Origin of the sequence: Halomonas chromatireducens (assembly GCF_001545155.1) — a bacterium.
GTDB lineage: Bacteria > Pseudomonadota > Gammaproteobacteria > Pseudomonadales > Halomonadaceae > Halomonas > Halomonas chromatireducens.
This window is the reverse complement of sequence record NZ_CP014226.1, coordinates 1,503,766-1,527,977: the sequence shown is the minus strand read 5'-3', so window position 1 is coordinate 1,527,977 and position 24,212 is coordinate 1,503,766. Positions and strand designations below refer to the sequence as shown.

Annotated in this window: 17 protein-coding genes and 3 pseudogenes; 16 read left to right on the top strand and 4 right to left on the bottom strand. The window is 60.6% G+C overall.

Annotated features, from left to right (window positions below; translation table 11 throughout):
* Positions 1-66: 66 nt before the first annotated feature.
* The 8 genes and pseudogenes from LOKO_RS07155 to LOKO_RS07120 all read left to right on the top strand — a co-directional run.
* Positions 67-762: a LysM peptidoglycan-binding domain-containing protein gene (locus LOKO_RS07155; protein WP_158509932.1), complete on the top strand. Its 696-nt coding sequence runs from the start codon at positions 67-69 to the stop codon at positions 760-762.
* A 64-nt stretch (positions 763-826) separates the two neighbouring features.
* Positions 827-1,198, top strand: coding sequence for a hypothetical protein (locus LOKO_RS07150; protein ID WP_201025367.1), 372 nt, complete (start codon positions 827-829; stop codon positions 1,196-1,198).
* Between the two features lie 22 nt (positions 1,199-1,220).
* The gene (locus tag LOKO_RS07145) at positions 1,221-2,342 is read left to right on the top strand and encodes an acyltransferase family protein (RefSeq protein ID WP_066446956.1); all 1,122 of its coding nucleotides are present in this window, start codon (positions 1,221-1,223) and stop codon (positions 2,340-2,342) included.
* A gap of 35 nt (positions 2,343-2,377) precedes the next feature.
* Complete coding sequence (locus tag LOKO_RS07140; protein WP_083517480.1) at positions 2,378-3,508, top strand: serine hydrolase; 1,131 nt, start codon at positions 2,378-2,380, stop codon at positions 3,506-3,508.
* A gap of 233 nt (positions 3,509-3,741) precedes the next feature.
* A complete protein-coding gene (locus LOKO_RS07135; protein ID WP_066446951.1) occupies positions 3,742-4,818 on the top strand; it encodes a TRAP transporter substrate-binding protein in 1,077 nt (358 codons plus the stop codon).
* 68 nt (positions 4,819-4,886) lie between these two features.
* On the top strand, positions 4,887-5,456 hold the full coding sequence (locus tag LOKO_RS07130) for a TRAP transporter small permease (RefSeq protein WP_066446950.1): 570 nt from the start codon (positions 4,887-4,889) through the stop codon (positions 5,454-5,456).
* A gap of 3 nt (positions 5,457-5,459) precedes the next feature.
* Positions 5,460-6,743 (top strand): TRAP transporter large permease, encoded by a 1,284-nt coding sequence (locus LOKO_RS07125; RefSeq protein ID WP_066446942.1) that lies wholly within the window; start codon positions 5,460-5,462, stop codon positions 6,741-6,743.
* A 73-nt stretch (positions 6,744-6,816) separates the two neighbouring features.
* A pseudogene (locus tag LOKO_RS07120) lies at positions 6,817-7,431 on the top strand (aldehyde dehydrogenase family protein); the annotation flags it as partial.
* Positions 7,432-7,513: 82 nt separating this feature from the next.
* Here LOKO_RS07120 and metG read toward each other — a convergent pair.
* Positions 7,514-8,845: a methionine--tRNA ligase gene (gene metG / locus LOKO_RS07115; protein WP_158509931.1), complete on the bottom strand. Its 1,332-nt coding sequence runs from the start codon at positions 8,843-8,845 to the stop codon at positions 7,514-7,516.
* A 150-nt stretch (positions 8,846-8,995) separates the two neighbouring features.
* Here metG and LOKO_RS07110 point away from each other — a divergent pair, with 150 nt between their 5' ends.
* The 5 genes and pseudogenes from LOKO_RS07110 (at position 8,996) to LOKO_RS07095 (ending at position 18,061) form a co-directional block, all read left to right on the top strand.
* A complete protein-coding gene (locus LOKO_RS07110; RefSeq protein ID WP_066446931.1) occupies positions 8,996-9,535 on the top strand; it encodes a DUF421 domain-containing protein in 540 nt (179 codons plus the stop codon).
* 93 nt (positions 9,536-9,628) lie between these two features.
* Positions 9,629-9,867: pseudogene (locus LOKO_RS19295) on the top strand (transposase); the annotation flags it as partial.
* Between the two features lie 262 nt (positions 9,868-10,129).
* The gene (locus LOKO_RS07105; RefSeq protein ID WP_083517479.1) at positions 10,130-14,008 is read left to right on the top strand and encodes an EAL domain-containing protein; all 3,879 of its coding nucleotides are present in this window, start codon (positions 10,130-10,132) and stop codon (positions 14,006-14,008) included.
* 147 nt (positions 14,009-14,155) lie between these two features.
* Positions 14,156-15,121 carry a calcium/sodium antiporter gene (locus LOKO_RS07100; protein WP_066452266.1) on the top strand — a complete coding sequence of 322 codons (966 nt, stop codon included), beginning with the start codon at positions 14,156-14,158 and terminating at the stop codon, positions 15,119-15,121.
* A gap of 546 nt (positions 15,122-15,667) precedes the next feature.
* On the top strand, positions 15,668-18,061 hold the full coding sequence (locus tag LOKO_RS07095) for a DNA polymerase II (protein ID WP_066446925.1): 2,394 nt from the start codon (positions 15,668-15,670) through the stop codon (positions 18,059-18,061).
* Between the two features lie 68 nt (positions 18,062-18,129).
* Here LOKO_RS07095 and LOKO_RS07090 read toward each other — a convergent pair whose 3' ends face one another.
* The gene (locus LOKO_RS07090) at positions 18,130-19,266 is read right to left on the bottom strand and encodes an LBF_2804 family protein (RefSeq protein WP_144439631.1); all 1,137 of its coding nucleotides are present in this window, start codon (positions 19,264-19,266) and stop codon (positions 18,130-18,132) included.
* A 155-nt stretch (positions 19,267-19,421) separates the two neighbouring features.
* Positions 19,422-20,750, bottom strand: coding sequence for a glycerophosphodiester phosphodiesterase family protein (locus LOKO_RS07085; protein WP_083517477.1), 1,329 nt, complete (start codon positions 20,748-20,750; stop codon positions 19,422-19,424).
* 231 nt (positions 20,751-20,981) lie between these two features.
* Here LOKO_RS07085 and LOKO_RS07080 point away from each other — a divergent pair, with 231 nt between their 5' ends.
* The 3 genes from LOKO_RS07080 (at position 20,982) to LOKO_RS07070 (ending at position 23,683) form a co-directional block, all read left to right on the top strand.
* Complete coding sequence (locus tag LOKO_RS07080) at positions 20,982-21,320, top strand: hypothetical protein (protein ID WP_235588961.1); 339 nt, start codon at positions 20,982-20,984, stop codon at positions 21,318-21,320.
* 253 nt (positions 21,321-21,573) lie between these two features.
* Positions 21,574-22,626 (top strand): efflux RND transporter periplasmic adaptor subunit, encoded by a 1,053-nt coding sequence (locus LOKO_RS07075; RefSeq protein WP_066446919.1) that lies wholly within the window; start codon positions 21,574-21,576, stop codon positions 22,624-22,626.
* A 13-nt stretch (positions 22,627-22,639) separates the two neighbouring features.
* On the top strand, positions 22,640-23,683 hold the full coding sequence (locus tag LOKO_RS07070; protein WP_066446916.1) for an efflux RND transporter permease subunit: 1,044 nt from the start codon (positions 22,640-22,642) through the stop codon (positions 23,681-23,683).
* Here the strand turns inward: LOKO_RS07070 and LOKO_RS19810 are convergent.
* Positions 23,593-24,069, bottom strand: a pseudogene (locus LOKO_RS19810) (acyl-CoA dehydrogenase N-terminal domain-containing protein); the annotation flags it as partial. The gene LOKO_RS07070 and the pseudogene LOKO_RS19810 sit on opposite strands and share 91 nt — an antisense overlap.
* Positions 24,070-24,212 lie beyond the last annotated feature (143 nt).

Sequence of the window (24,212 nt, the reverse complement as noted above, 5' to 3'; positions counted from 1 at the left end):
GCAGGAAGGCGTTTGACGATCAAGAACAAGACAATGCTGTCAGAACCGTTGCAGAGAGGTGTCGCTATGAACGATCTTTTCCTTACGTCGACGGGGCCGAAACAACTCGGGACGGTTACCCGTTTGGTGAGCGCCGGCCTGCTGGTGTTCGCCCTCTCGGGAACAGCCATCGCTCAGCAGGATGAGGAGGCGGGTGATGCCGAAGCGGCCCAGCAGACCGACGAAACAACGGTGGAGTCGACGGACGCCCCCGTTGAAGAGAACGAGGTGACAGAAGATGCGGATGACGAGACTAACGACGAGCAGGCCACGGATGCGCAAGCCGATGAGCTGACGGCCCGCCTGGAAGAGCGCGGGGCTCAGTTGCGCCAGGCCCAGCGTGAGCTGACCGCACTGCGCGCGCGCCTGCCACAAGAGGAGGGTGGCGACCTCGATCTCGATTCTGCCGTCAACTCGGCTCGTCTCACGGCTGAGGCGATTCGTTCTGCGCGCAGTGAGCTGCTTCAGGCCGGCGGCAGCGATGCAGCGCTGGAAGAGAACATCGACCAGCTCATTGCGGAATTGGCACGAGACCAGGCACTGGTCGCTCGTGGTCGCGGTGATACGCTATACGAGGTGCGGCGGGGAGAGACCCTGGCAGGTATCGCGGGGCGCTATTATGGCAACAGCAATCGCTGGGAGGCGATTCATGAAGCCAATGCTCATGTGTTGCGCAATCCGGACCTGGTCTGGCCGGGCCTGACGCTGGTACTGCCCCGCTGAGATAACTGGCTATCATCCGTTACGATTTGGCCGTCGGCGTTGCCGGCGGTCGAAGGAGGTCCACATGCATCGTCTACGAACCCCAGGCATGGTGACGTGGCGCGCCGGGCCAATTGCCGGCGCCTGCTTGCTGTTGCTGGCGGCCTGTGGAGGGGATGAGGGCAACGCGGAAGTCACGCTATCCGTGCTGGCAGCAAACCCGGCGGCCCATGATGGTGCCACGGTTGCCACGGAGGGTGTCGTGCGGCGTTTTGAAGATCCCTTGCACTACTGGGTCGAGGATCAGGATCTCAACCGCGTGGAAATCTTCCCCCATGAGGAGATCGCACCGCACCTGGATGAGCGAGTGCGTGTTGTCGGCCATTTCGAATATTCGGCAACGGAAGGACGTCGGCTGACACTGGAACATGTCGAGCCGTTGAGCGCCCCTGAGTGAGCGCGGATAAGGAAATCGTTTCATGCTAAGGAAGGCATTGAGGGGGATCTTGGCGCAGCGCCCGGTACTGCCGCCATCGCCGGGGCGTATCGAGGCGATCGATCTGGCGCGCGGGTTTGCCATTGCGCTGATGATCGTCAGTCATGCCGTCAGCGGCTTGCTGGGCATTCGGCAGGTCCCCGACTGGGGAATGGTGCCGATCCACCTGCTGACGAAGTTCTCCTCCTCGCTGTTCATCACCGTCTTCGGTATCGCCCTGGCCGTGGCCTTCCTGCCGAAGTGCGATAGCCCCGACTGGCCGCGACGGCGCCTGAAGCTGATGCTTCGTGGGCTTCAGGTGCTCTTCTGGTACAAGGTGCTGACCGTCGTTGAGATGATGCCGCTCTACGCCCCGGAGGACATTCTCGATACCCTGCTTTACCAGCGCTTTCCCATCTGGGTCGAGATCCTCGGCTTCTATGCCATCGCACTGCTGTGGATCCCCTGGGTGCTGCCCCTGTGGCGCAGGATGCCACTCTGGTCGCGCCTGGCGAGCCCTCTGCTGGTGGCTCTGCTGGCGGGGTGGCTCGAGCGCCACTTCGGTTTCTGGGGCATCGAACCGCTCAAGGCGATACTGGTCGAGGATGCCGATCACTACACCTGGGGCCAGCTCTCGCGGCTACCGCTGGTGATGGTGGGGCTGCTTATCGGTGAGGCAGTGCTGCGCTGTTACTGGCAGCCAGCGGCGCGTCGCTGGCTGGTACTGGGGCTGGCGGGCATCGGGGCGGCGCTGCTGATGGGGTTCGTGGCGGTGTCGCTGCCCGGGCTCGGCGAGGCGCTGGTGGCGGTGGCCTGGAACGTCGGCAAGCACCCTCCGGAGCTGCCCTTCATGCTGTTCAGCGTGGGTGGCGCGCTGGTCATCCTCGCGCTCTGCCTGCTGGGAGGAGGCACGGCGGCAGCCTGGCTGAAACCGATCACCGTGGTCGGCTCAGATGCGCTGATGGCTTTCATTTTCCATATCGTCGTGATCTTCCTGATCTTTCGCTTCCTGCTGGGGTATTGGCAGGTGTTCAGTTACCCGCAGGTGCTGGGCTTTGGCCTGGCGCTGGTGCTCGCCACGGCGGGCTGGATCAGCCTGACTCGCTGGTTCCGCAAGTACGTCTGACGGGTTCATTCATCGCCTTGCAACGGGTATCCGCCATGTCTCGATGGATTCTTCCGCCGCACTTGCCGCTGCTTGCGCTGTTTGCCTTCTCGCTGCTGGCGGCTCCGCTGTGGGCCGCGTCCGGTGCCGGCTGGACGGATCGGCTCGAAGCCAGTGTCGCGACTGTACCGGCTTGGGCCAAGCGGCTTGACGCTCGACTGGCCCTGCTCGAAGCGGGCTTCGACGGCGAACTGGGTGTCCATATCTGGAAACTGGACAATGCAGGGCAGGAGGCTCGCTACGGCTGGCGCGACCGTGAACCCTGGTACCTGGCGTCACTGGTCAAGGTACCGGTGGCCATCGAGCTGATGGCTCGTGTCGAGGCGGGCAGCGCGACACTGGACGATCGCCTGGTGCTGTACGAAAGCCATTACGTCGACGGCGCGGGGCCTACCAACTGGGCCGCTCCCGGCAGTGAACTCACGCTGCGGGAGCTGCTCGAGCCGATGCTGACGGTCAGTGACAACACGGCCAGCGACATGCTGATCGATTTTCTTGGCCTCGACAGCGTCAATCGGCGGGCCCAGTCCTTGGTGAAAGACCCTGACGGACTGGGACCAATCACCACCCTGGTGGACGTTCGCCGCCATGTCTACCGCCAGCTCCATCCCGATGCCTTCGGTCTGACGGGGCTCGACTTCATCGAGCTGCGCAAGCTGGAAAGCGATGAGCAGCGACTGCGGTGGCTCGCCAGGTGGCTGGGCGTTGCGCATGATTCGCTGCAGCTCACTTCGTTGGATGACGCCTTCCAGGCGTACTATGCAACCGACCTCAACGCCGGTCGGCTCGATGCCTTCGCCGACCTACTTGCTGCGCTGGGAGAGGGCAGGGCGCTGGGGGACGAAGCCACGGCGGAACTCTTGGCGATACTGTCACGCACCAGTAGCGGGGAAAGACGACTCAAGGCGGGAATGGGGCGTGACATACGGTTCGCCCACAAGACCGGCACCCAGCACCGGCGCACCTGTGATGCCGGTATCGCAAGCCAAGGGGAGGAGAGTGCGCGGCAGCGGGCTGTCATCGTGGCCTGTACCCGCGGTGTTCTCAACGTGGCGCGTTCTGAACAGATGCTGGCAGCCGTGGGGAGGGCCCTGTACGAGTCGGGTGTCTTTCTCGACGCCCCCTGAGCTGCGCTTGCCATCCTGCATGCCACTAAAGTCTAGTTGGTGTTGGCGCTATAAGCGTTGACACCTTTCGTTGCTATGGCTAGCCTCAATGCATCGAATGTTACCGGTAACAAGGTGTTTGCCACCTCCCATTCGATTGGCCTGGTCGACGGGTCACCTTGACCAGGCACAGGCACTCTGCAAGACGCTTCGATGACCCTATTTCAACAACGACAATCCTTGGAGAATTCGCCATGACACGCTACTGGCGCAGCACGCTCCCCCTGGCCGGCGCGGCCACGCTCACTCTCGGCATGGCGCATGCCCAATCACCGGAGCTGTCCGATCCGCCCGCCATCGACGGCGCCGTGCTCGACGATCACGGCAGCCATACCATCCGCATGGGCATCGGCCTGGCCGAGACCTCACCGCAGTACCTCTCCAGCCGCTACTTCGCCGACATCCTTGCCCAGCGCACCGACGGCCGCATCACCGTCAATATCTTCCCCAACAGCCAACTGGGCGACGACGTGCAGATGATGGAGATGCTCCAGACCGGCACCCTGGACATGTCCTATCCCTCCTCGTCGCCGGCCACCACCTACGTCTCGGAACTGGCGGTGTTCGATCTGCCGTTCCTGCTGCCTACCCGTGAAGCCGCCATCGCCGTCATGAACAGCGACGTGGCACAGGAGATGCTCGACGCCTTCGAGGGCACCGGCATCAAGGCACTGACCTTCTCCGAGAACGGCTATCGTCAGCTCTCCAACAGCGCACGCCCGGTGGCATCGCCTGACGACGTGGCCGGCCTGGACGTACGCGGCCTGAGCGTACGCACCATGGAAAACCCGGTGCATCTCTCCATCTGGGAGACGCTCGGCGCCAACCCCACGCCGATGGCCTTCGGCGAGCTGTTCTCGGCCATGGAACAGGGCGTGGTCGACGGCCAGGAGAACCCCTGGAGCACCATCCTGACCTCCAATTTCCACGAGGTGCAGGACTACGGCTCCGAGACACGCCACGTCTACACCCCCTTCATCATGATGATGTCCGAGCGTACCTGGGATCGCCTGGCGCCGGAGTATCAGGAGCTGGTGCAGGACGCAGCCCGCAAGTCGGCCGAGTATGAAATCCAGCTGGCTGCCGAATACGACGATTGGTCGCGGGATCAGCTCGAGGAGCGCGGCATGCAGATCACCCGCCTCGACGACGACCAGATCGCCGCCTTCCAGGAAGCGGTACAGCCCGTCTACGACGAGTGGGCGCCGCGTATCGGTGAAGACCTGATTGCCAGCATTCAGGAAATTGCCAACGCCGCCGGCAACGAGTGATTCCTTCCCTGGACTGATGGGCAAAGCAGGGGGCAACTGTGTCCCTTGCTTTGCCACCGGAGTACTGCATGATCTCATCCACCCCGCCACCCGATCCCGCCGAGTACCTCGACGACCCCAACCGCAAGGCGCTGGAGCTCGACTTCGAGGCACGCAAGGGGCCGGCCCTGTTCCGCTGGCTGACGGTGCTCATGGAGCATCTGATCGCCACCATCCTGGTGGCGCTGATCGTCTCGGTATCGGCCAATGTCATCGGCCGCGCGCTGTTCAACCGCTCGCTGCCCTGGGCCGATGAGCTGGCCCGCATGCTGTTCATCTGGCTGATCTTCATCGGCGCCGCGGCGGCCTTCGCCCGCTACGAGCACATCGCCGTGGATTACCTGGTACGCAAGCTCAAGCCGCGTGCCGCACACGTTCTTTACCTGATTCAGCACCTGATCATCATCGCCCTGATGGGCGTGCTGATCTGGGGTGGCTATGTCGTGATCTCGCGTTCCACCGGGCGTACCGCCATCCTCGGCGTGCCCTGGAACCTGATCAATGTGTCGCTGGTGCTCTGCGCGGCCTTCATCGGCGCCGTGGCCATCTGGCGCGCCTGGCGCAGTCTCACCCTGATTCGCACCGGCCAGGAGACGTAACGCATGCTGTGGATCTTTCTTGGCATCCTGTTCGCCTCCATCGCCCTGGGGCTGCCGATCGCCTTCGGCCTCGGCGTGGCCGCGGTGGTGCTGGCGGTGATGTCCGACATCCCCCTGTCGATCCTGATCGAACAGTCGGTGCGCGGGGTCAACAACTTCCCGCTGCTGGCGATACCGTTTTTCATCCTGGTGGGTGAAGTGATGAGCACCGGCGGCATCGCCCGGCGGCTGATGGAGCTGGCCGGCGCGCTGGTCGGCTTCGTGCGCGGCGGCCTGGGGCAGGTGGCGATCACCGGCTCGATGTTCTTCGGCGGCATCAGCGGCTCGGCGGTGGCGGACACCGCCGCCACCGGCGCGATGATGATCCCGTCGATGAAGCAGCAGGGCTACTCCGCTCCCCAGGCCACTGCCATCAACACGGTCTCCTCCGTCATCGGCATCATCATTCCGCCATCAATTCCGCTGATCCTGTTCGGCATCGTCACCGAGACGTCGATCAGCCGCCTGTTCATCGCCGGCATCGTGCCGGGCCTGCTGATCGGCTTCGGGCTGATGGTCACCACCTTCATCATGGCCAGCTTCGGCGGCGCCGGGCAGACCCGCAAGTTCCGCCTCGACCTGCTGTGGCAGGCCTTCAAGGCCGCCTGGCTGGCCCTGGTGCTGCCGGTGATCGTGATCGGCGGCATCATCGGCGGGGTGTTCACCGCCACCGAAGCGGCCGTGGCCGCACTGCTCTACTCGCTGTTCATCTCGCTGGTCTTCTATCGTGAAATCCGCCTGCGCGACCTGTGGGGCATGCTGATCCGCACCGCCCGGCTGACCGGCATGGTCCTGCTGCTGCTGGCCTTCGCCACGGTGATCGCCTGGTTCCTGACCATCAACATGGTGCCCCAGACCCTGGTGCGCCAGGTGCAGGCGATCACCCAGGACCCGTTCTGGCTGCTGATGATCGTGGCCGCGCTGCTGCTGCTGGTAGGCTTCGTGATGGACCTGACCCCGGCCATGGTGATCATGGCGCCGATGCTGACGCCGATCGTCACCACGGTGGGCGTCGATCCCGCCTACTTCGGGGTGCTGATGGCCTTCATTCTCGGCATCGGGCTGCTGACGCCGCCGGTAGGCACCTGCCTCTATGTGGGCTGCGGGGTGGGCAAGGTATCGATGGAAGCGCTGGTCAAGGCCATGCTGCCGTATTACGCAGCGCTGCTGGTTGTGCTGGTGATGCTGATCGCCTTCCCCGGCATCGTCACCTGGCTGCCCGATATCACCGCCGTACGCGGCAATTGAGTCATTTCAATGTGCTTCGAGACGTAACACCCAGCCATCGAAGCCAAATCGCTCTGACAATATGGAGTTACTTATGACCCTGGAAGGCAAGATGCTCATCGGCCGCGAGGCCGTCAGCGGCAGTTCCAAGCCCATCCATGCCGTCAATCCCGCCAGCGGCGAGCGGCTTTCGCCCACCTACGTCGGCGGAAGCAAGGCCGAGGTCGAGCGCGCCTGCGAACTGGCCGAGGCGGCCTTCGGCGCCTACCGCGAGACCACTCTTGAACAGCGCGCCACGTTCCTGGAAACCATCGCCGCCGAGATCGAGGCCATCGGTGACGAGCTGATCGAGCGCGCCATGGCCGAGTCAGGCCTGCCCCGGGCACGACTCGAGGGCGAGCGTGGACGCACCTGCGGCCAGCTGCGCCTGTTCGCCAGCGTGGTACGCGCCGGCGAGTGGCTCGACGTGCGCCTCGACCCGGCCATGCCGGATCGTGAGCCGATGCCCCGCGCCGACCTGCGCCAGCGCCACATTCCGCTGGGCCCCGTTGCCGTGTTCGGCGCCAGCAACTTCCCGCTGGCTTTCAGCGTAGCCGGTGGCGATACCGCCTCGGCGCTGGCCGCCGGCTGCCCGGTGATCGTCAAGGGCCACTCCGCCCACCCCGGCACCTCGGAGCTGGTGGGTCGTGCGGTGCAGAACGCTGTCGAAAANATCTGACCGACGTTGTCTGAGCCGGACACGATTCGCCCCGGCCAGGCCGGGGCGAAGGGGAACGGGGCTCCGCCTGGAGTCAGGCGTTCTGATCGATGAACTGTGCCAGCTGTGACTTGGATTGGGCACCGACCAGCGAGGCGACCTTGGAGCCCGACTTGAACAGCATGACGGTGGGAACGCCACGAACGCCCTGTTCGGCGGCGATTTCCGGGGCGTCATCGACATTAATGCTGACCACCTTGCCCACCAGGTCCGCGTTGACGCGAGCGGCGAAGTCCTCGAGGTTCAGGTCGAGGTCGTCGACCCGCGAGGTCAACTTGGCGGCAAAGTAGTAGCGCAGGTACTCGGGGTTGAGCTGCTCTGCATAGGTGGCAGCCTTGATGAAGGTGCCGCGCGACTTCGACATCTTGGCACCGTTGACGGTGACGAAGCCGTGGCAGTTCACTGCCGTGGGCGTGCGGAAGTCGGAGCCGTGGAGCATGGCGGGCCAGAACAGCGCATGAAAGTAGACGATATCCTTGCCGATAAAGTGGTAGACCTCGGCCTTGCTGTCCTTCTTCCAGTAGGCGTCGAAGTCGATGCCTTCGCGGTCGCACAGGTTCTTGAAGCTGGCGAGATATCCGATCGGGGCATCGAGCCAGACATAGAAGTACTTGCCCGGTGCATCGGGAATCTCGAAGCCGAAATAGGGGGCATCGCGGGAGATATCCCACTCGTTGAGGCCGGACTCGAACCACTCCTGCAGCTTGTTACCGATCTGGGTCTGGACATGGTCGCTGCGGGTCCAGCGCTTGAGGAAGTCGGCGAAGTCCGGCAGCTTGAAGAAGTAGTGGGTAGAACTGCGAACTTCCGGAGTGGCGCCGGAGATTGCCGACACCGGATTGATCAGTTCAGCGGGGGTGTAGGTGGCACTGCAGACCTCGCAGTTGTCGCCGTACTGGTCCTCGGCGCCGCATTTGGGACAGGTGCCCTTGATGAAGCGATCGGCCAGGAACAATCCCTTGACCGGATCGTACATCTGCTCGATATCGCGGGTGGCGATATGCCCCTTGTCGCGCAGGCGAGTGTAGATCAGCTCACTGAAATAGCGGTTCTCGTCGGAATGGGTCGAGTGATAATTGTCGAACGCCACGCCGAAGCGGGCAAAGTCCTGCTGGTGTTCGCGGGAGACCCTTTCGATCAGTGCCTCGGAGGTGATGCCTTCCTGCTCGGCACGCAGCATGATTGCGGTGCCATGGGCATCGTCGGCGCACACATAATGGCACTCGTGGCCACGGCTTTTCTGAAAGCGTACCCAGATGTCCGTCTGGATGTACTCCAGCAGGTGGCCAAGGTGAATCGAGCCGTTGGCGTAGGGCAGGGCACTGGTGACCAGGATCTTGCGCGGGGCGCTTGCGTTGTTCGACATATCGGCTCTGATATTTCCAGGAAAAACAGTCCCCGATTGTAGCCCTGTTGGAACATGACTGCACCCGGTCGGTGGGATCGGCAAATGGATCGCACACGACTGGCCGTCCTGCACTAGGCTGACACTGGACTCGCTGCCAAGGAGGCTCGCTTGGATCCGATCTTCTTCGACGCTCCTGATGCCCTGCTACGCACGGCGGTACTGGGCGTTCTGGGTTATGCCAGCCTGGTGAGCCTGCTACGCATATCCGGACGTCGTACCCTATCGAAAATGAATGCCTTTGACCTGGTCGTGACAGTGGCACTGGGCTCGGTGCTCGCCACCGTCATGCTCAGCAAGGACGTCACCCTGGCGCAGGGAGTGTTGGCTTTCGCGCTTCTCGTTGGCATGCAGTACCTCGTGACCTGGACCAGCGTACGCTGGCGCTGGGTACGGCGACTGGTGACCGGTGAGCCGGCGCTACTTTTCTTCCGCGGCGACTATCTGGCGAACGCCTTGGTGAAGGCTCGCGTGACCCGGGAGGAGTTGCGTGCAGCTGCCCGGGCAGCCGGAGTGGCTGATATCAGCGAGATCGAGGCTATCGTTCTGGAAACCGATGGCTCATTCAGCGTGCTGGGCCAGCGAGCTAGGAGCGATCGGTCTAGCCTGGAGGGAGTGGCAACGCCAGGGACTGCCGAAAGGCGCCCATAAGGTGTTGATTAGCGGATTAGTGCTTTTCCGGCCCATCCCTGCATGGGCCGGAATTTCTCCGCACTGCTCTATCCCATGACTCCCTCCTTTCACTATTTCGCTGAACTGCATAGCCCATGGCAGCGGGGATCCAACGAGAACGCCTATGGCTTGTTGCGGCAGTATCTGCCGAAGAGCACGGGCCTGTCGGTCTACAGGCAGGAAGAACTGATGACATTGCCGTCTCACTGAATACACGACCGCGCATGACGCTGAACTGGTGAACACCGCTGGAAGTCTACGCCGAGGTGCTCAAGAAGTCGGTCACTGGTGGTCCGAGCACCCTTCAATAGCGTTGCGCTTGGAGCTTGAGACAGCCAATATAAGAATTTCGGATTATTTTCGCCTGATCACGCTGCTTTCAGAGTTCTCTGGTATAGTCAACGACTTTGCCGGATTTCTCTGTGCTTGCCAGCTACGTGACGCCGTGTGCAAATGAACGTCTGGATGCCATCCTAGGCTCTCTACCTGCCTACAAGCACCATCGACGTTTTCCTAGCCGACCTTACCCGTTACCAATTTATTTGGCGCAGCATCCAGGGAATATCCATCAAGATGACACAACGTCCGCTGGCAACGTATCTTACTGGCCTGATCTTTTTAAGTATCCTGCCCCTTGTCATGTTGTCCGCCTGGTGGGCATTTCACAGCGTTCAAGGCCGCGGCCAGGAAATACGTGAGGAAGCTCAGCAGCTAGCTCACAACACAAGCAATTCTATCGATCACTACTTGGATGCGCGCATTCGCGCTTTGTCGATGCTAGCTGTTTCACCGCTGGCGGATGACCCCATGCAGTGGCAGCAGCTCTACGCCGAAGCTCAAGGCTTCCAGCAAAGCTACGGAAACCATGTGGTGTTTTCCGGTGTGGGAGATCCCATGCGGATGCGCTTCAATACTCGCGTGCCATACGGGACGGACCTTCCGCCACTTCCCCGCCCAGACGGAAGCGCAGCTGCGCCCCAGGCTCTAGCCACTGGACAGCCCGCTGTCGGCGACAGCTTCATGGGGCCGGTCGCCAATGAGACCCTGGTCGCCATCGTGGTGCCCGGAATGCGGGAAAGTCAGGTCACCCACTTGATACTCAGCACCCTGGAAGCCAAGCAGCTTCAGCAGCGACTCGACTCACTGGTTCTCCCCGACGCGTGGACATTGACCCTGACAGACAGCCGCGGGGCGCATTTGGCACATCGCGGTGCTCTGGCAGGTGACGCTGCAAGTCCGCAGCAAACGGCTGAGACCTTTCGCGTTTCGTCCGAGCTATCTCCATGGCACATCACGGTGTCAGTTCCTCAGTCGGCCCTCGATGTCCCAAGCCAGAAGCTCGCTGTTACCCTAGCGCTACTGATCTTCATGGCAACATTAAGCGGTGTGATCGGTGGCCATTGGGCGGCGCGTCGTATTCGTCGCCAGGTAGCCTTCTTGGCGGATCCCAAGTTGCCAGCTCCGCCTGCGTCCATTCGTGAAATCGCCGATGTCAGGAAGCGACTTGAAAACCACGCCCAACAACTTCGCGTGAGCGAAGCCCGTCACCGTGAGCTGTTCGAGGCCAATCCTCATCCGATGTGTGTCTACAGCCTGGATACGCTGGCCTTCCTGGCGGTCAATGACGCCATGTTGAGCCAATACGGCTACAGCCGTGACGAGTTCATGCGAATGACCATCAAGGATATCCGCCCGCCGGAGGACATTCCCCGTTTGCTCGCCAACGTCGAGCAGGTAGCCGAAAGTGTCCAAGCGCTGGACAGCGCGGGGATCTGGAAACACATCACCAAAGACGGCCGACAGATTGACGTCGAGATCTACTCTCACCTTCTTCGCTACAGCGGCCAGCCCGCCGAACTGGTGTTGGCCCATGACATCACCGACCGACTTCGCGTCGAGGTTGCCCTGCGAGACAGCGAGGCCGAATTTCGCACCCTGATCGAGTCGATGCCCCAGATTGTTTGGGTGACACGACCAGACGGCTGGCACCTGCAGTACAACCAGAGCTGGTTTGATTTCACCGGGCTGACGCTAGAAGAGAGCCTCGGTCACGGCTGGAATCCGGCATTTCATCCGGATGATCGGCCGCGTGCCGCCAGGCGATGGCAGGAGGCGATCACTATGGGGAACCCCTACGAGATCGAGTATCGGCTGCGTCGCGCCGACGGCGCCTATCGCTGGATGCTCGGACGTGCCCTGCCTTTGCGTGACAGCGCCGGCCAGATTGTGAAGTGGTTCGGTACCTGTACCGACATACATGAACTCAAGCGCACCGAGGAACGGCTCACTGAGGCGCAGCGTATCGGCAGGATTGGCGACTGGGAATACGATATCGCAACGCAGTCCATCAACTGGTCCAGACAGGTTTACGAGATTCTTGGTCGGGATCCGACACTGGGACCGCCACGCAGTCTTGAAGAGCATGCCAAGCTTTACGCCCTTTCTAGCCATCGCGTACTCATCGAGAAAGTCGAACTTGCCATCGCCTCAGGAGAACCCGAGGAATTGGAACTCCTCGTGAATCACTCAACTGGTATGGAGGTTCATGTAAAGGTCATGGCTGTGCCGAGCAAGGATTCACAAGGCCGTGTCAACGGCCTCTTCGGCACGATCCAGGACATCAGCGAGGAGAAGCGCGCCGAACGTGCCTTAATGACACGCGCCCACCAGCAACTGCTGGTAGCCGACTTCGGGCGTTTGGCGCTGTCCACAAAAGACATAGAGACGGTCTTCCGGGAGGCGGCCACGCTGATAGCCGAGGGCCTGGGCGTGGGTTACACCAAAGTGCTGCTCTGCGACGATTCCAGCAATACTTGCACCTTAGTGGCTGGGAGCGGATGGTCCGCGGATTGGATCGGTCGCAAGACCTATCGCGACAGTTCGATCGACTCTCAGGCTAAACACGTCTTTGAATCGCAGGAACCGTTGGTCATCGAGAACTTCCGTGACGAGACGCGCTTTTCACCCTCGCCGCTGCTGATCCAGCACGGTATCGTGAGCGGAGTCAACGTGGTGGTAAAGGGGATCGAGGGCCCTCTAGGTGTTCTCGGCGCTTACGCCCGAGAGTCGCATCGTTTTTCTTCCGACGACATCCGCTTCTTGGAGAGCCTTGCCAATACTCTGAGTTCGGCGATTGAGCGGCGGATGGCCGATGAGCGGCTTACCCACATGGCCCTTCACGATGCGCTGACTGACCTGCCGAACCGCATCCTGCTTACCGACCGCCTGAATATGGCTTTTTCGGATGCCCAGCGGCACGGCCAGCACCTGGCCTTGCTGTTCCTCGACGTGGACCGTTTCAAGAACATCAATGACGTCTACGGCCATGCCTTCGGCGACCAGATTCTCATGGAGATCGCCAAGCGGTTGCGTGGTGTCATGCGAGCCATGGATACCATCAGTCGCCAGGGTGGAGATGAGTTCCTAATAGTGGTGCCAGAACTGCGCAACGATGAGGAAGCCAAACACGTCGCACAGAAAGTGCTGGGTACGTTCGTACCCCCTTTCCAGGTTGAGGGCTCCGAGGTGGTGCTCTCCGCCAGCATCGGCATCGCCTGTTACCCGGCCGATGGCCAGGAAGCAGAGACCCTGCTGCGCAATGCCGATGCCGCCATGTATGTTGCCAAGGAGCAGGGGCGTAACTGCTACCAGTTCTACGCCGCAGATATGCATGCCAAGACTATGGAGCATCTCATGCTGGAAGGGGATCTCCGCCGGGCGATCGAGAACCACCAGCTCTACCTCGAATATCAGCCACAGCTCGACTTGACGACCGGCGGCATCATCGGACTCGAAGCCCTGGTCCGATGGCGGCACCCCACCCATGGCCTGGTGTCTCCCGGGAAGTTCATCCCCATCGCAGAGGAGAGCGGCCAGATCGTGCCTATCGGCACCTGGGTCCTGGAAGAGGCATGTCATCAGCACGCCCGCTGGATCGACGAGGGATTTGAACTCGGCACCATCGCGGTCAATGTCTCAGCGAATCAGTTCCAACAGCCTGACTTCGTCAACGTGGTGGAGGCCGTATTGAAACGCACTGGCCTGACCGCAGACCGCCTGGAACTGGAATTGACTGAAAGCATGGTCATGCAGACTATGGAGATCGTGCTAGATAAACTCAGTCGACTGCACGCCCTAGGCATCAAGCTGGCGATTGATGATTTCGGTACCGGTTACTCCAGCCTGAGTTACTTGAAACAGTTTCCGCTACATCGGCTCAAGATCGACCAGTCGTTCACCGCCGGTCTCACGGAGGGGCGAGAGAGTCATGCCATCACACAGGCCATCATTCACATGGGTCACAGTCTGGGCCTCGATGTACTGGCGGAGGGAATCGAGACCGTGGAACAAGAAGAGCTGCTGAAGACCATGGCATGCAATGCGGGGCAAGGTTACCGGTTTGCCAAACCGCTACCTGCCGAGGAAGTCAGAGTATTTTTCTTGTCCCGATAACAGAATAATGCTTATCTCTGGTGTTTTCCCTGAGTATCTTGTGATGGGCTCTTGGCGGATTTGCAAAGGCACCAGGCATGCTCATTACGTGTTAGGCAGTCCAACCTGACGGAAATTTTTCATGAAGTACGCAACCGGAATCTCAATATTTTGTTGAACTTACTACTCGTCGCGATCGGGGTTTTGCTACTAACAGGTGGCGGTGAGGCGCTTATCAGAGGGTCTCTGGCTGCTGCAAATCGGCTGGGAATTTCACCTTTGCTCAGCGGGTTGCTGATTGTAGGTTTCGGCACGTCTGCTCCAGAATTTGTTGTCTCAATCGAAGCAGCTTTGAGTGATCGGCCAGACATCGCAATCGGTAACGTTGTGGGGAGTAATATCGGAAATATATTGCTGATTCTAGGCTTGTGCGCCTTGATAACGCCTCTTGCTGTCAAGCCACTTGTATTGCGGCGTGATGGGGTCACTGTTGTCGCGGCTAGCATTTTATTTCTTGTTCTTGTCGGTGGAGATGCACTGGAAAGGTCTGACGCTGCCATATTAATTTTGGCGCTCGCCGCTTATCTGACCTTGGCTTATTTAACTGAGCGCTCCGGTGAAGTGCCTTCCGCAGAGTTACACAGAGCTGAAGGGAAGGAAGTTACCTCTCTCCCGAAAACAACGCTATGGATAGTCATGACGGTCGTGCTGGGTTTGGTGCTTTTGATCGCAGGTTCACAAGTACTGTTACAGGGAGCCATAGGAATAGCCGAATCCTTCGGAGTCTCAGAGGCCGTAATTGGTCTAACCCTTGTAGCGGTTGGCACGTCTTTGCCAGAATTATCGATATCAGTAATCGCGGCACTCCGGAGGCATGCCGATGTTGCGATTGGGAATATCCTGGGGAGTAATATTTTTAATCTACTGGGGATCCTCGGATTTTCCGCGTTGCTGCAGCCGCTTCCTGTTCATCAGCGAATCCTGCAATTCGATCAGTGGGTCATGCTGGGAACGTCGGTGATTCTGTTGTTTTTTCTCTACACTGGGAGGCGGCTTAGCAGATTTGAGGGCGGTTTACTTCTACTGGGCTACGGCGTATATGTGAGCCTGAGTTTTACGGTATTCGGTAAATAAACCATGAAAAAGGAAATATCTGGTCAGGTCAAGCACCGCGACAGTTTCTTCGATTCGGTTTGGCCTCTACTACGAATCAGCACTTGTTGGCAGCGTTGAAACAAGGGACGCGTATGGCGATTTACTGCATCATTTATACTTGGTATGAAGGGCCACGTGATCGATAAGGCTTTCGTCCCTTACAGAGAGCGAGGCGGCAGCTTCCCGATTTTTCCTGAAGAGATGTGCTGGAGAAACGGAAGTGACAGAATTCAGAAAGCACTAGGTGGTGGAAGCAATGGCCGTTATTTTTTCAATTGTGTCGCAACGCTGCTGTTGGTATCCAGCGGCACGGTTAGGTGACACCGCGGTCGCGAACTGAAGCTACCTCCAACAGCGTTCTTTTCTGTGCCGCGTCCTGGCCGATTTCTTTCGATCAACTGATTGGGCAACCCTGGTGAACTGTCGCTGCGACGGAGTGGAGATCCGGCTTGTTGGCGTCAGCGACGACATTCCCCCCGTCACCGAGTAACATTCCACCCAGGTTTAGGCGGGTGAGAGGTAACGGTGGAGCGACAGCAGGGTTTCGTGTTGACCCGCCATTGGCGGGATACACACGCAGGTACCGAAGTTACCTTCTGGCTGGCGACCGATGCTGGCCCGTGCCATGTGCGTCTCCCGGCGCAGCCTTCGGTGGCCTTCATTCCCGTCGAGCAGCGCGTTCAGGCGGAAGTCCTGCTGCATGGCGAACGGGACGTCGAGCTGCGCCCGCTCAAGCTGCGTGATTTCCAGCAGCGCCCGGTGCTGGGGCTCTACTGCCGCCAGTATCGACAGCTGATGAACCTGGAGAAACGGCTGCGCGAGGCCGGTATCGATGTCTTCGAGGCGGATGTTCGTCCACCTGAGCGCTACTTGATGGAGCGCTATATCACCGCTCCAGTATGGTTCGCGGACCAAGAGACTTCCCGGAGTGCATTGATCAAGACCCAGCTCAAGCCGGCGCCTGAGTACCGGCCACGGCTCAGGCTGGCGTCCTTGGACATCGAGACCAGCGAGCGGGGTGATCTCTACTCCATTGCCCTTGAGGGCTGCGGTCAGCGCCAGGTCTTCATGCTGGGGCCGGCGAATGGGGGGCAGGCTGAGTCGGGCGATGCGCCCGAGTCCCGGGACTTTTCCCTACTCTACTGTGATGACCGCAAGGCGCTGCTAGTCCGATTGAATGAATGGATCGCACGGCACGACCCGGATGCGATCATTGGCTGGAACCTGGTGCAGTTCGATCTGCGAATCCTGCAGCGCCATGCTGAGCAGCTCGGCGTGCCGCTGTTGCTGGGCCGTGGCGGCGAGCCCATGGAGTGGCGCGCCCACGGTAGCAACGCCAACCACTTTTTCGCCTCGGCCGCTGGGCGGCTGATCATCGACGGTATCGAGATGCTGCGCCAGGCAACATGGCGTTTCGCTTCGTTCAGCCTGGAGCATGTTGCCCAGGAGCTGTTGGGCGAGGGCAAGGCCATCGACAGCCCCTACCAGCGCATGGATGAGATCAACCGCATGTTCGCCGAGGACAAGCCCCGGCTTGCCCGTTATAACCTCAAGGATTGCGAGCTGGTCACGCGCATCTTTGCCAAGACCGAGCTGATCGATTTCCTGCTCGAGCGGGCCGCCGTTACCGGCCTGCCCGCCGACCGGAGCGGCGGCTCGGTGGCGGCATTCTCGCACCTCTACCTGCCGCGCATGCATCGGCTTGGCTACGTCGCCCCCAATCTTGCGCCACGCCATGGCGTGGGAGTGAGCGAGGAGAGCCCCGGCGGTTTCGTGATGGACTCACGGCCCGGGCTCTACGACTCGGTGCTGGTACTGGATTTCAAGAGCCTATATCCCTCGATCATCCGCACCTTCCTGATCGACCCGGTAGGGCTGGTGGAGGGCCTTGGTGAGCCGGAGGAGGATAGCGTACCCGGCTTCCGAGGGGCCCGTTTTTCACGCACACAGCACGCCCTGCCCGGTATCGTCGAGCGGGTGTGGCAGGGCCGAGAGGCGGCCAAGCGCGACTGCAACGCGCCCCTGTCCCAGGCGTTGAAGATCATCATGAACGCCTTCTATGGTGTATTGGGTTCCCGGGGTTGTCGTTTCTTCGATCCACGGCTCGCCTCGTCGATTACCCTGCGCGGCCACGCCATCATGCATCGGACGCGGGAGCTCATCGAAGAGAAGGGATATACCGTTATCTACGGTGACACCGACTCGACCTTCGTCTCGCTCGGCGGCCAAAGAAGCGAGGCGGAGGCCGGCGCCATCGGGCGTGATCTCGCTGCGAGCGTCAATCGCTGGTGGAACGAACACCTGGCATCGACCCTGGCTCTGGAAAGTAGACTGGAATTGCAGTTCGAAACCCACTACTGCCGCTTCCTCATGCCCACCATCCGCGGTGCCGAACAGGGCAGCAAGAAGCGCTATGCCGGACTGGTGCGCGGAGAGGATGGCGACGAGAGCATCGTCTTCAAGGGTCTCGAGGCAGTGCGCGCGGACTGGTCTCCACTGGCCAAGGTCTTCCAGCAGGAACTGTATCGTCTGGTTTTCACCCTCCAGCCGCACCGCGAGTTCGTGAGGGACTACGTTCGGCGCACGCTGGCCGGTGAGTTCGATGAGCGGTTGGTCTATCGCAAGCGGCTGCGACGCAGGCTCGACGACTATCGTCGCAACGTGCCGCCCCATGTGCGTGCGGCGCGGCTGGCCGACGAATACAATCAGCAGCTGGGCCGGCCCAGGCAATACCAGAACGGCGGCTGGATCCGCTATGTGATGACCATGGCGGGTCCTGAGCCACTGGAAACACGGCGATCACCTATTGACTACCATCACTACCTGAGCCGGCAGCTGCAGCCGGTAGCCGATGCCATCCTGCCTTTCATTGGCGATGATTTCTCCAGCCTGGTCGACCAACAGCTGGGGTTGTTCTGACACTGACCGCGCCACTGTTCGTTGGCGGTGTTGCCTTCTGGCTGGCCCCTAGCTCGCACTAGTGCAGCCTAGGAATCATTTCGTCCCTCCAGCATTTGCTTGCGCCTTGTCTTAATCCGTTCTTCGTCGAACGTAGCCCCGCTGGCCTCGTGGACTTCCTGCAAGAAGCGCCGGGGCCTGCCTCGCCATTTACCGCTTAGCACCGTGGCGATGGTCATAGTCTCGAGAACCCAGCGTGTCTCTACCTCGTTGAGCCTGCCGAGTTGGCGTTGATGGCTGGGCCAGTCGATGTCCAGTTGCCTGTCGCTGACGTCGAAGGCATCAAGCAGTCGGGAGAGGAGATAGATGTGATTGGGGTGGGCATCCTGGTTGCGCATGATCATTTCGCCCATGCCTTGTAGGATTACTTCTCTCGCGGTATCGCCTAGCTGATCGAGGTCGGTTTCAAGGCGGTGCATCAAGGTTTCTATGGTATAGGGCCCGAGTGCCTGGACCTTGGCCTTGCGCATGATGCGCCAGGTGATGATGGCGTTCCAGATGGCATAGAGCGGCCCGGTAGCCAGCGGTAGCAACCCGCGCATTGCCATGCGGCCGAAGACACGCCTCAGCAGTACGCGCAGGATGAAACTGCTGACCCCAACCTTCATCCGGTACATGACGGAGATGGCAGCCAGCTTCCACCGGCCCATCTGGGCGTAGGGGTCGATGCCGTAGATACAGTGCCTGGGGCTGGGAAGCTCTAGCGCCACGCGTGACATGCCACTCAGCAGCAGTCGTGCGTGTTCGCTGTCCTGTAGCGGGATGCCGGCGACTTGGCTGGTCTTGGCGACGCCACGCAAGGCGTTCCAGTAGAGGAATAGTATTTCCACCAGGCTGACTATGCCCGCGACCACGGAGAAGCCGGCCCAGTAGGGTAGTTGCTCCATCAGGGTCATGTCTTCCATGCCATCGAGCATGCCCTGGCGCATGAACCACTCCATGCCGCCGATGATGCCCCCCGAGAGGACTCCCGCTACAGCCGCCCAGGTTATCGCTCGGCTGTTTGCCCGCTTGAGCGCGGCCCGCTCTTCATTACTGCAATCCTGTGTTGGATAGCGGACCCTGGGGTACTGTTTTTTCAGATAATCCGCTGCACGGCGCTCGAGAATATTGGGCTTCGGAGAGTACTGCTGATCCGGGGGTTGGGAGGGTGTGGATTCTGCCATTTGAAATAGGCCGCCGTCGGTTGGTTTCAAACTGCGATGCCTTGTCAATCAGGCTGGTTGCAGTCCGTTGGTTCAATTAACGGCTAGGCAGTTGGCGACATCTGGCATGCAGAGCCCCAGGGGCCGCTACGGTGCGGCCCCTGGTGTTGCGCCACTCAGTCGTCACGCCGCATGCAGTTATCGTAAAACGCCACTGTGGCGGGCCAGTCAGTGAAGATGGCATTAATGCCCACATCCTGAACCAGCACGTCCAGAGTGATCAGCTTGTCGCCTTCGCGGCGTATGACATCCTCGGTGGTGTTGTGGTACCACTGGCCGCCTGCTGCCAGGGGGCCAGAGCGTTCCAGGGTCCAGGTCATCAGCTCGAGGCCCACTTCCTTGGCACGCTCGGTATAGACCGAAGGGACGATCCGGCTATCGTCTTCTCCGAAGTCGGGGTTCGAAGCCAGTAGCATCCAGGTCGGCGGGGCGATGGTGTGTACGCCCATCTCGACGAGCTCTTCCATGTTGGGCGACCAGCTGTCCGGGTCCGCGTGGTCGAAGTCGTCGTCGTTGTAGCGCCCGTCCAGGTAGTAGGCCTGTGCGCCGAATTCGGGTTCATTCTCAAGCCAGTACAGCACATCGTCGAGCAGGAAGGATTGGGCATAGACGTCACTGGCGGGGACCTCGGCCTCCTTGTACTCATCGATCATCTTCTGGGCATAGTCTTCCTGAGAAAAGCCCTTGAAGGGCATCTCCACGCTGGGCTCCTTGAGCTCCGGCGTCATCTTCACGCCCAGGTCCTTGAACAGCGCAATGGTATCGGCGTGGCTCATCAGGGTGCCGCGGGTGGCGTAGAGATCCGAGCGCCAGCGGGGGTTGCCGTCAAGATACTCCTCGATGCTGGTAGCCTCCCGGTTGGCGCCTTCCATGGTGCCCTGAAGAGTGCGGAATTCGGCCAGGGTGATATCGCTGGTGCAGCACTGGATATCGGCGGCATTGGTCAACTCGCCGCTGTCCGGGTCGAACTCGGGAGGAACGCTGCACTTCTCGACGAGATCGGTCTCGACGATATTGGTGGTGTAGTGCAGGTCGCATTGGCCATGGCGACAGACCAGCTCGTGGTCGGCGGTAAAGGTGACGTCGCACTCGATAATGCCGGCGCCGCCCTGGGCGCCGGCTAGATAGGATTCCAGGGTGTGCTCGGGAAACTTGAGGGGGGCGCCACGATGGGCAATGGTCAGTTCGGAAGGCTGCCAGTCGGTGGTTTCTGCAGCGCAGCGCATCAGTCTCGACTTTAGCTCCCGTTCGCGGCTTGTCTCTTCACTCATGTCATTGACCAGGAAAAGTGGGCGCGGACCAAGCGTCACGTTCTTGGCAGCTGCGACAAGGTCATCGTCCCATTCGGGGGCATTGGGGTTGTCGGCGTAGGCTGTCAGCGTAAGCATCAGGCAGAGGAGTAGAGCAGTAAGACTGCCCAGCGGGGCCAGGGGTTTCTTGTTCATGGTATGTCTCGCTCGCTTCCTTGTTAGCGGTATGGGGACCCTCCACTGTCAATGCCGCGCATGACAAGCGTATGGCGGTGTGGATACAGCCAAGGGAACCTTTACTAGCGTAGAAGCTTTGGCGGACTATGCGACCCATGGGCAGGACACGGCCTTCTTAGCGAGGGTCGCCAGGGTGAGCTCAATACCTGCGAACGCTGTTCGAAAAAGATTGACTGCAGTGAGAAAGCGATGCTATTTAGCGCTACCGGCAATATCTGCCGGAGCGATCATCGTAACTTCCGAGGGTTTGTGAACATGCCGCTGCGCCGCTGTTTGCCCATTCTGCTGGTGGCTCTCTTCGTCACCGGTTGTGCCAGTAACACCACCATTGCTCCACGTTACACAACAGACAACCCCGATCTCTTGAGAATCGGCGGTGACCGCCCATCCAATCCGGACGTGCGTACGGAAAATGCCGGCTCCTTCTGCGTCGAGATTACCGAACGCTGGAACGAGCACGGCAAGACGCCCGATGGCCAGGTGCTTTGGGCCAAGGACACCCTGCGCAAAGTGGTGCCTTGCCGCTAGGCGTCCTCAACGCCTGATGCTACAGCCAAGCCCGGTGCGTCTGCACCGGGCTTTTTTGATTTACGGCCGGCACACTTCATGAACGTGACTCGAATATCAAACGTGTGTTTGAATGTGCCGTGCCAGGCGCTACCCTGATCGTGGAGGGCCACTTTCTAAACTATGTTGTGTTGTCTAGTCTGCCGCTGGGGCGCATATCGACAGGCCGGGGCGCCGGTAAGGCAGGGCGGGGGTACTACAGGGAGGTGGAAACATGAAGCCGGCGTTAATGATCTTGGTGACACTGCTGCTAGTGGGCTGCGGAGAACGATCCACCCCGGGGGATGAGGAACGTGCCCCGCGCGTCGTCAAGCTTGTCGAGGTCAGTGGAGACACCCATCTGCCAAGCCGACGTTTCGTTGGCCGGGTCGAGGCACTGCGGACGGTGGACCTGTCGTTTCGTGTGGGCGGGCAACTGATTGAATTGCCTGCGACCCAGGGCGAGGTGATACCCGAGGGAGAGTTGATCGCGCGTCTTGATCCTGCCGATTATGAGCTGGCGGCAAGGCGTGCAGAGTCGGAATATCAACTGGCCAGTAGGGAAATGGAGAGAACCCGGCAACTGCTCGAGAATCAGTCCATCTCCCAATCCGCTTTCGATGAGATACGTACTACCTATGAGCTTGCCGCCGTGCAGCGCGACAGCGCACGGCAGGATCTCTCCTACACAACCATCAATGCCCCGTTCGATGCGCTTGTAACAAGGCGCCTGATCGAGAACCACAGCAATGTCCAGCCCAATACCGCCATCTTGCGTGTGCAGGATGTGACCGAACTGCGGGTTCGGTTTAATGTGCCCGAGTCGCTCATGCATTACGTGGTCGATCCCGAGCGCTTCGAGGTAGAGGGCGAACTGCTTTCCCGTCCCGATGAGCGATTTCGCCTGGCGTACCGCGAGCATGTCACGGAGCCCGACGAGGTTGCCCAGACCTACGAGGTCGACTTCGCCATCGTCGATCACGACGCGGTACCTGCATTCCCGGGCATGACGGTAGCCGTTACGGTGGCGCTGACCGATGCCGTCGAGCATGGTGCGTTGATGGTTCCGCTTGCCGCTCTGGACAAGGACAGTGAAGGCAATTTCCGGGTCTGGATCTACCGGGATGACGATCGGCGGGTCGAGCCGCGTAGCGTTCTGGTGGGTGAGGTGCATGGTGAGACGGTGCCGGTAGTGGCTGGCTTGCAGCCGGGGGAGCGCATCGTTGCGGCGGGTGCTCACCTGCTGCAGGAGGGGGAGCGCGTACGACCGATGGAAGAGTCGCTTTGACCGGGAGCAGGATATGGATATCGCCAGGACATCGATCGAGAGGCCGCTATATACATGGCTGATCGTCGCCATTTGCCTGCTGGGAGGCATCTGGGGCTTCAATAGCCTGGGTAAGCTCGAAGACCCTTCGTTCACCATCCCCAATGCCATCATCACTACCCCGTACCCCGGCGCGACTGCCCAGGAAGTCGAGGAGGAGGTCACCGAGCGCCTGGAGATGGCGATCCAGGAGCTACAGCAGATCGACGTGATCGAGTCACTGTCGATGCCGGGGCGGTCCGAGATCGAGGTGGAGGTGGCCTCGACCTATCGTAGCCATGAGCTGCCGCAGATCTGGGATGAGTTGCGGCGCAAGGTCAACGATGCCCAGGCCACATTGCCGGAGGGGGCCTCGGCCTCGCGGGTCAACGATGACTTCGGTGAGGTCTATGGCATCTTCTATGCAGTGACCGCGGAGGGCTACTCTCACGACGAGATCCGGGATATCTCACGCCTTCTTCAGCGCGAGGTGCTGACCGTGCCCAATGTGGCGAGGGTCACTACCGCTGGTGAAAGGGAAGAGACGATCTACATCGAGATTCCCAACGAGCGCCTGACCACACTGGGGATTCCGGTCGATCACGTCATCAACACCATTCAGACCGAGAACCGGGTCACCGACGCGGGCTCGATGCATATCGGTGATGGTCATGTTCGTATTGTCGCCCGGGCCGGCGTGGATAGCGTGGCCAATATCGAGGCGATTCGCATTGGCCGGCCCGGTACCACAGAGCAGATATCCCTGGTCGATATCGCCAACGTCTACCGGCAGCCGGTTGAAGTGCCGGGGCATGTCATACGCCATAACGGCGAGCAGGCCTTCACCCTGGCTGTGGCGGGAGTGGCGGAAGCCAATATCGTCGAAGTGGGCAATGCCGTCGAGCGCTTCACCGCGCTGCAGTCCGGCGAAGTGGATCTGCTCTCGCGCAACACCACCTGNGCGAAGCGTGCGCCCTCCTCGAGGATAGCGGCTACCACATCGGGAGAGGCTTCCTCACCGCCCGGCAGGCGAGCGTAGTGAGCGGGGAATTCCAGCATCTCGTCCATTACGAAGCGCAGATCGCGCAGGGGGGCCTGATAGTCGTAGGCGGTGCGCAGGTGTTCCTCGAAGGTAGGGGGCAGCGGCGTATCGATGACCCACTGGCGAATCTCGGCACCCACCCGCGACAGCTCGGTGACGTCGTCGACGTCAAGCCGGTTCAGAGCCTGATTAATGCGCTCGTTGAGCCCCTCATGGGCCAGGAACTCGCGATAGGCGTGGGCGGTGGTGGCGAAACCGCCGGGGACTGTGACGCCGGCTCCCGAGAGGTTTGAGATCATCTCACCCAGGGAGGCGTTCTTGCCGCCGACCCGTTCCACATCGTCCATGCCGAGCTGGTCGAACCACAGGATGTAATCTTCCACGAGACCCCCTTGATCTTCGAAGCCTTGTCACAGGCAAATGATGCAATGGTCGACACCTTAACCGGATGTTTCCATATTCGCCATTGGTCTAACATCGAAGTCACTGGAGGATTTTTACAACAGTTGCCCCTTTTGCCGCGTTT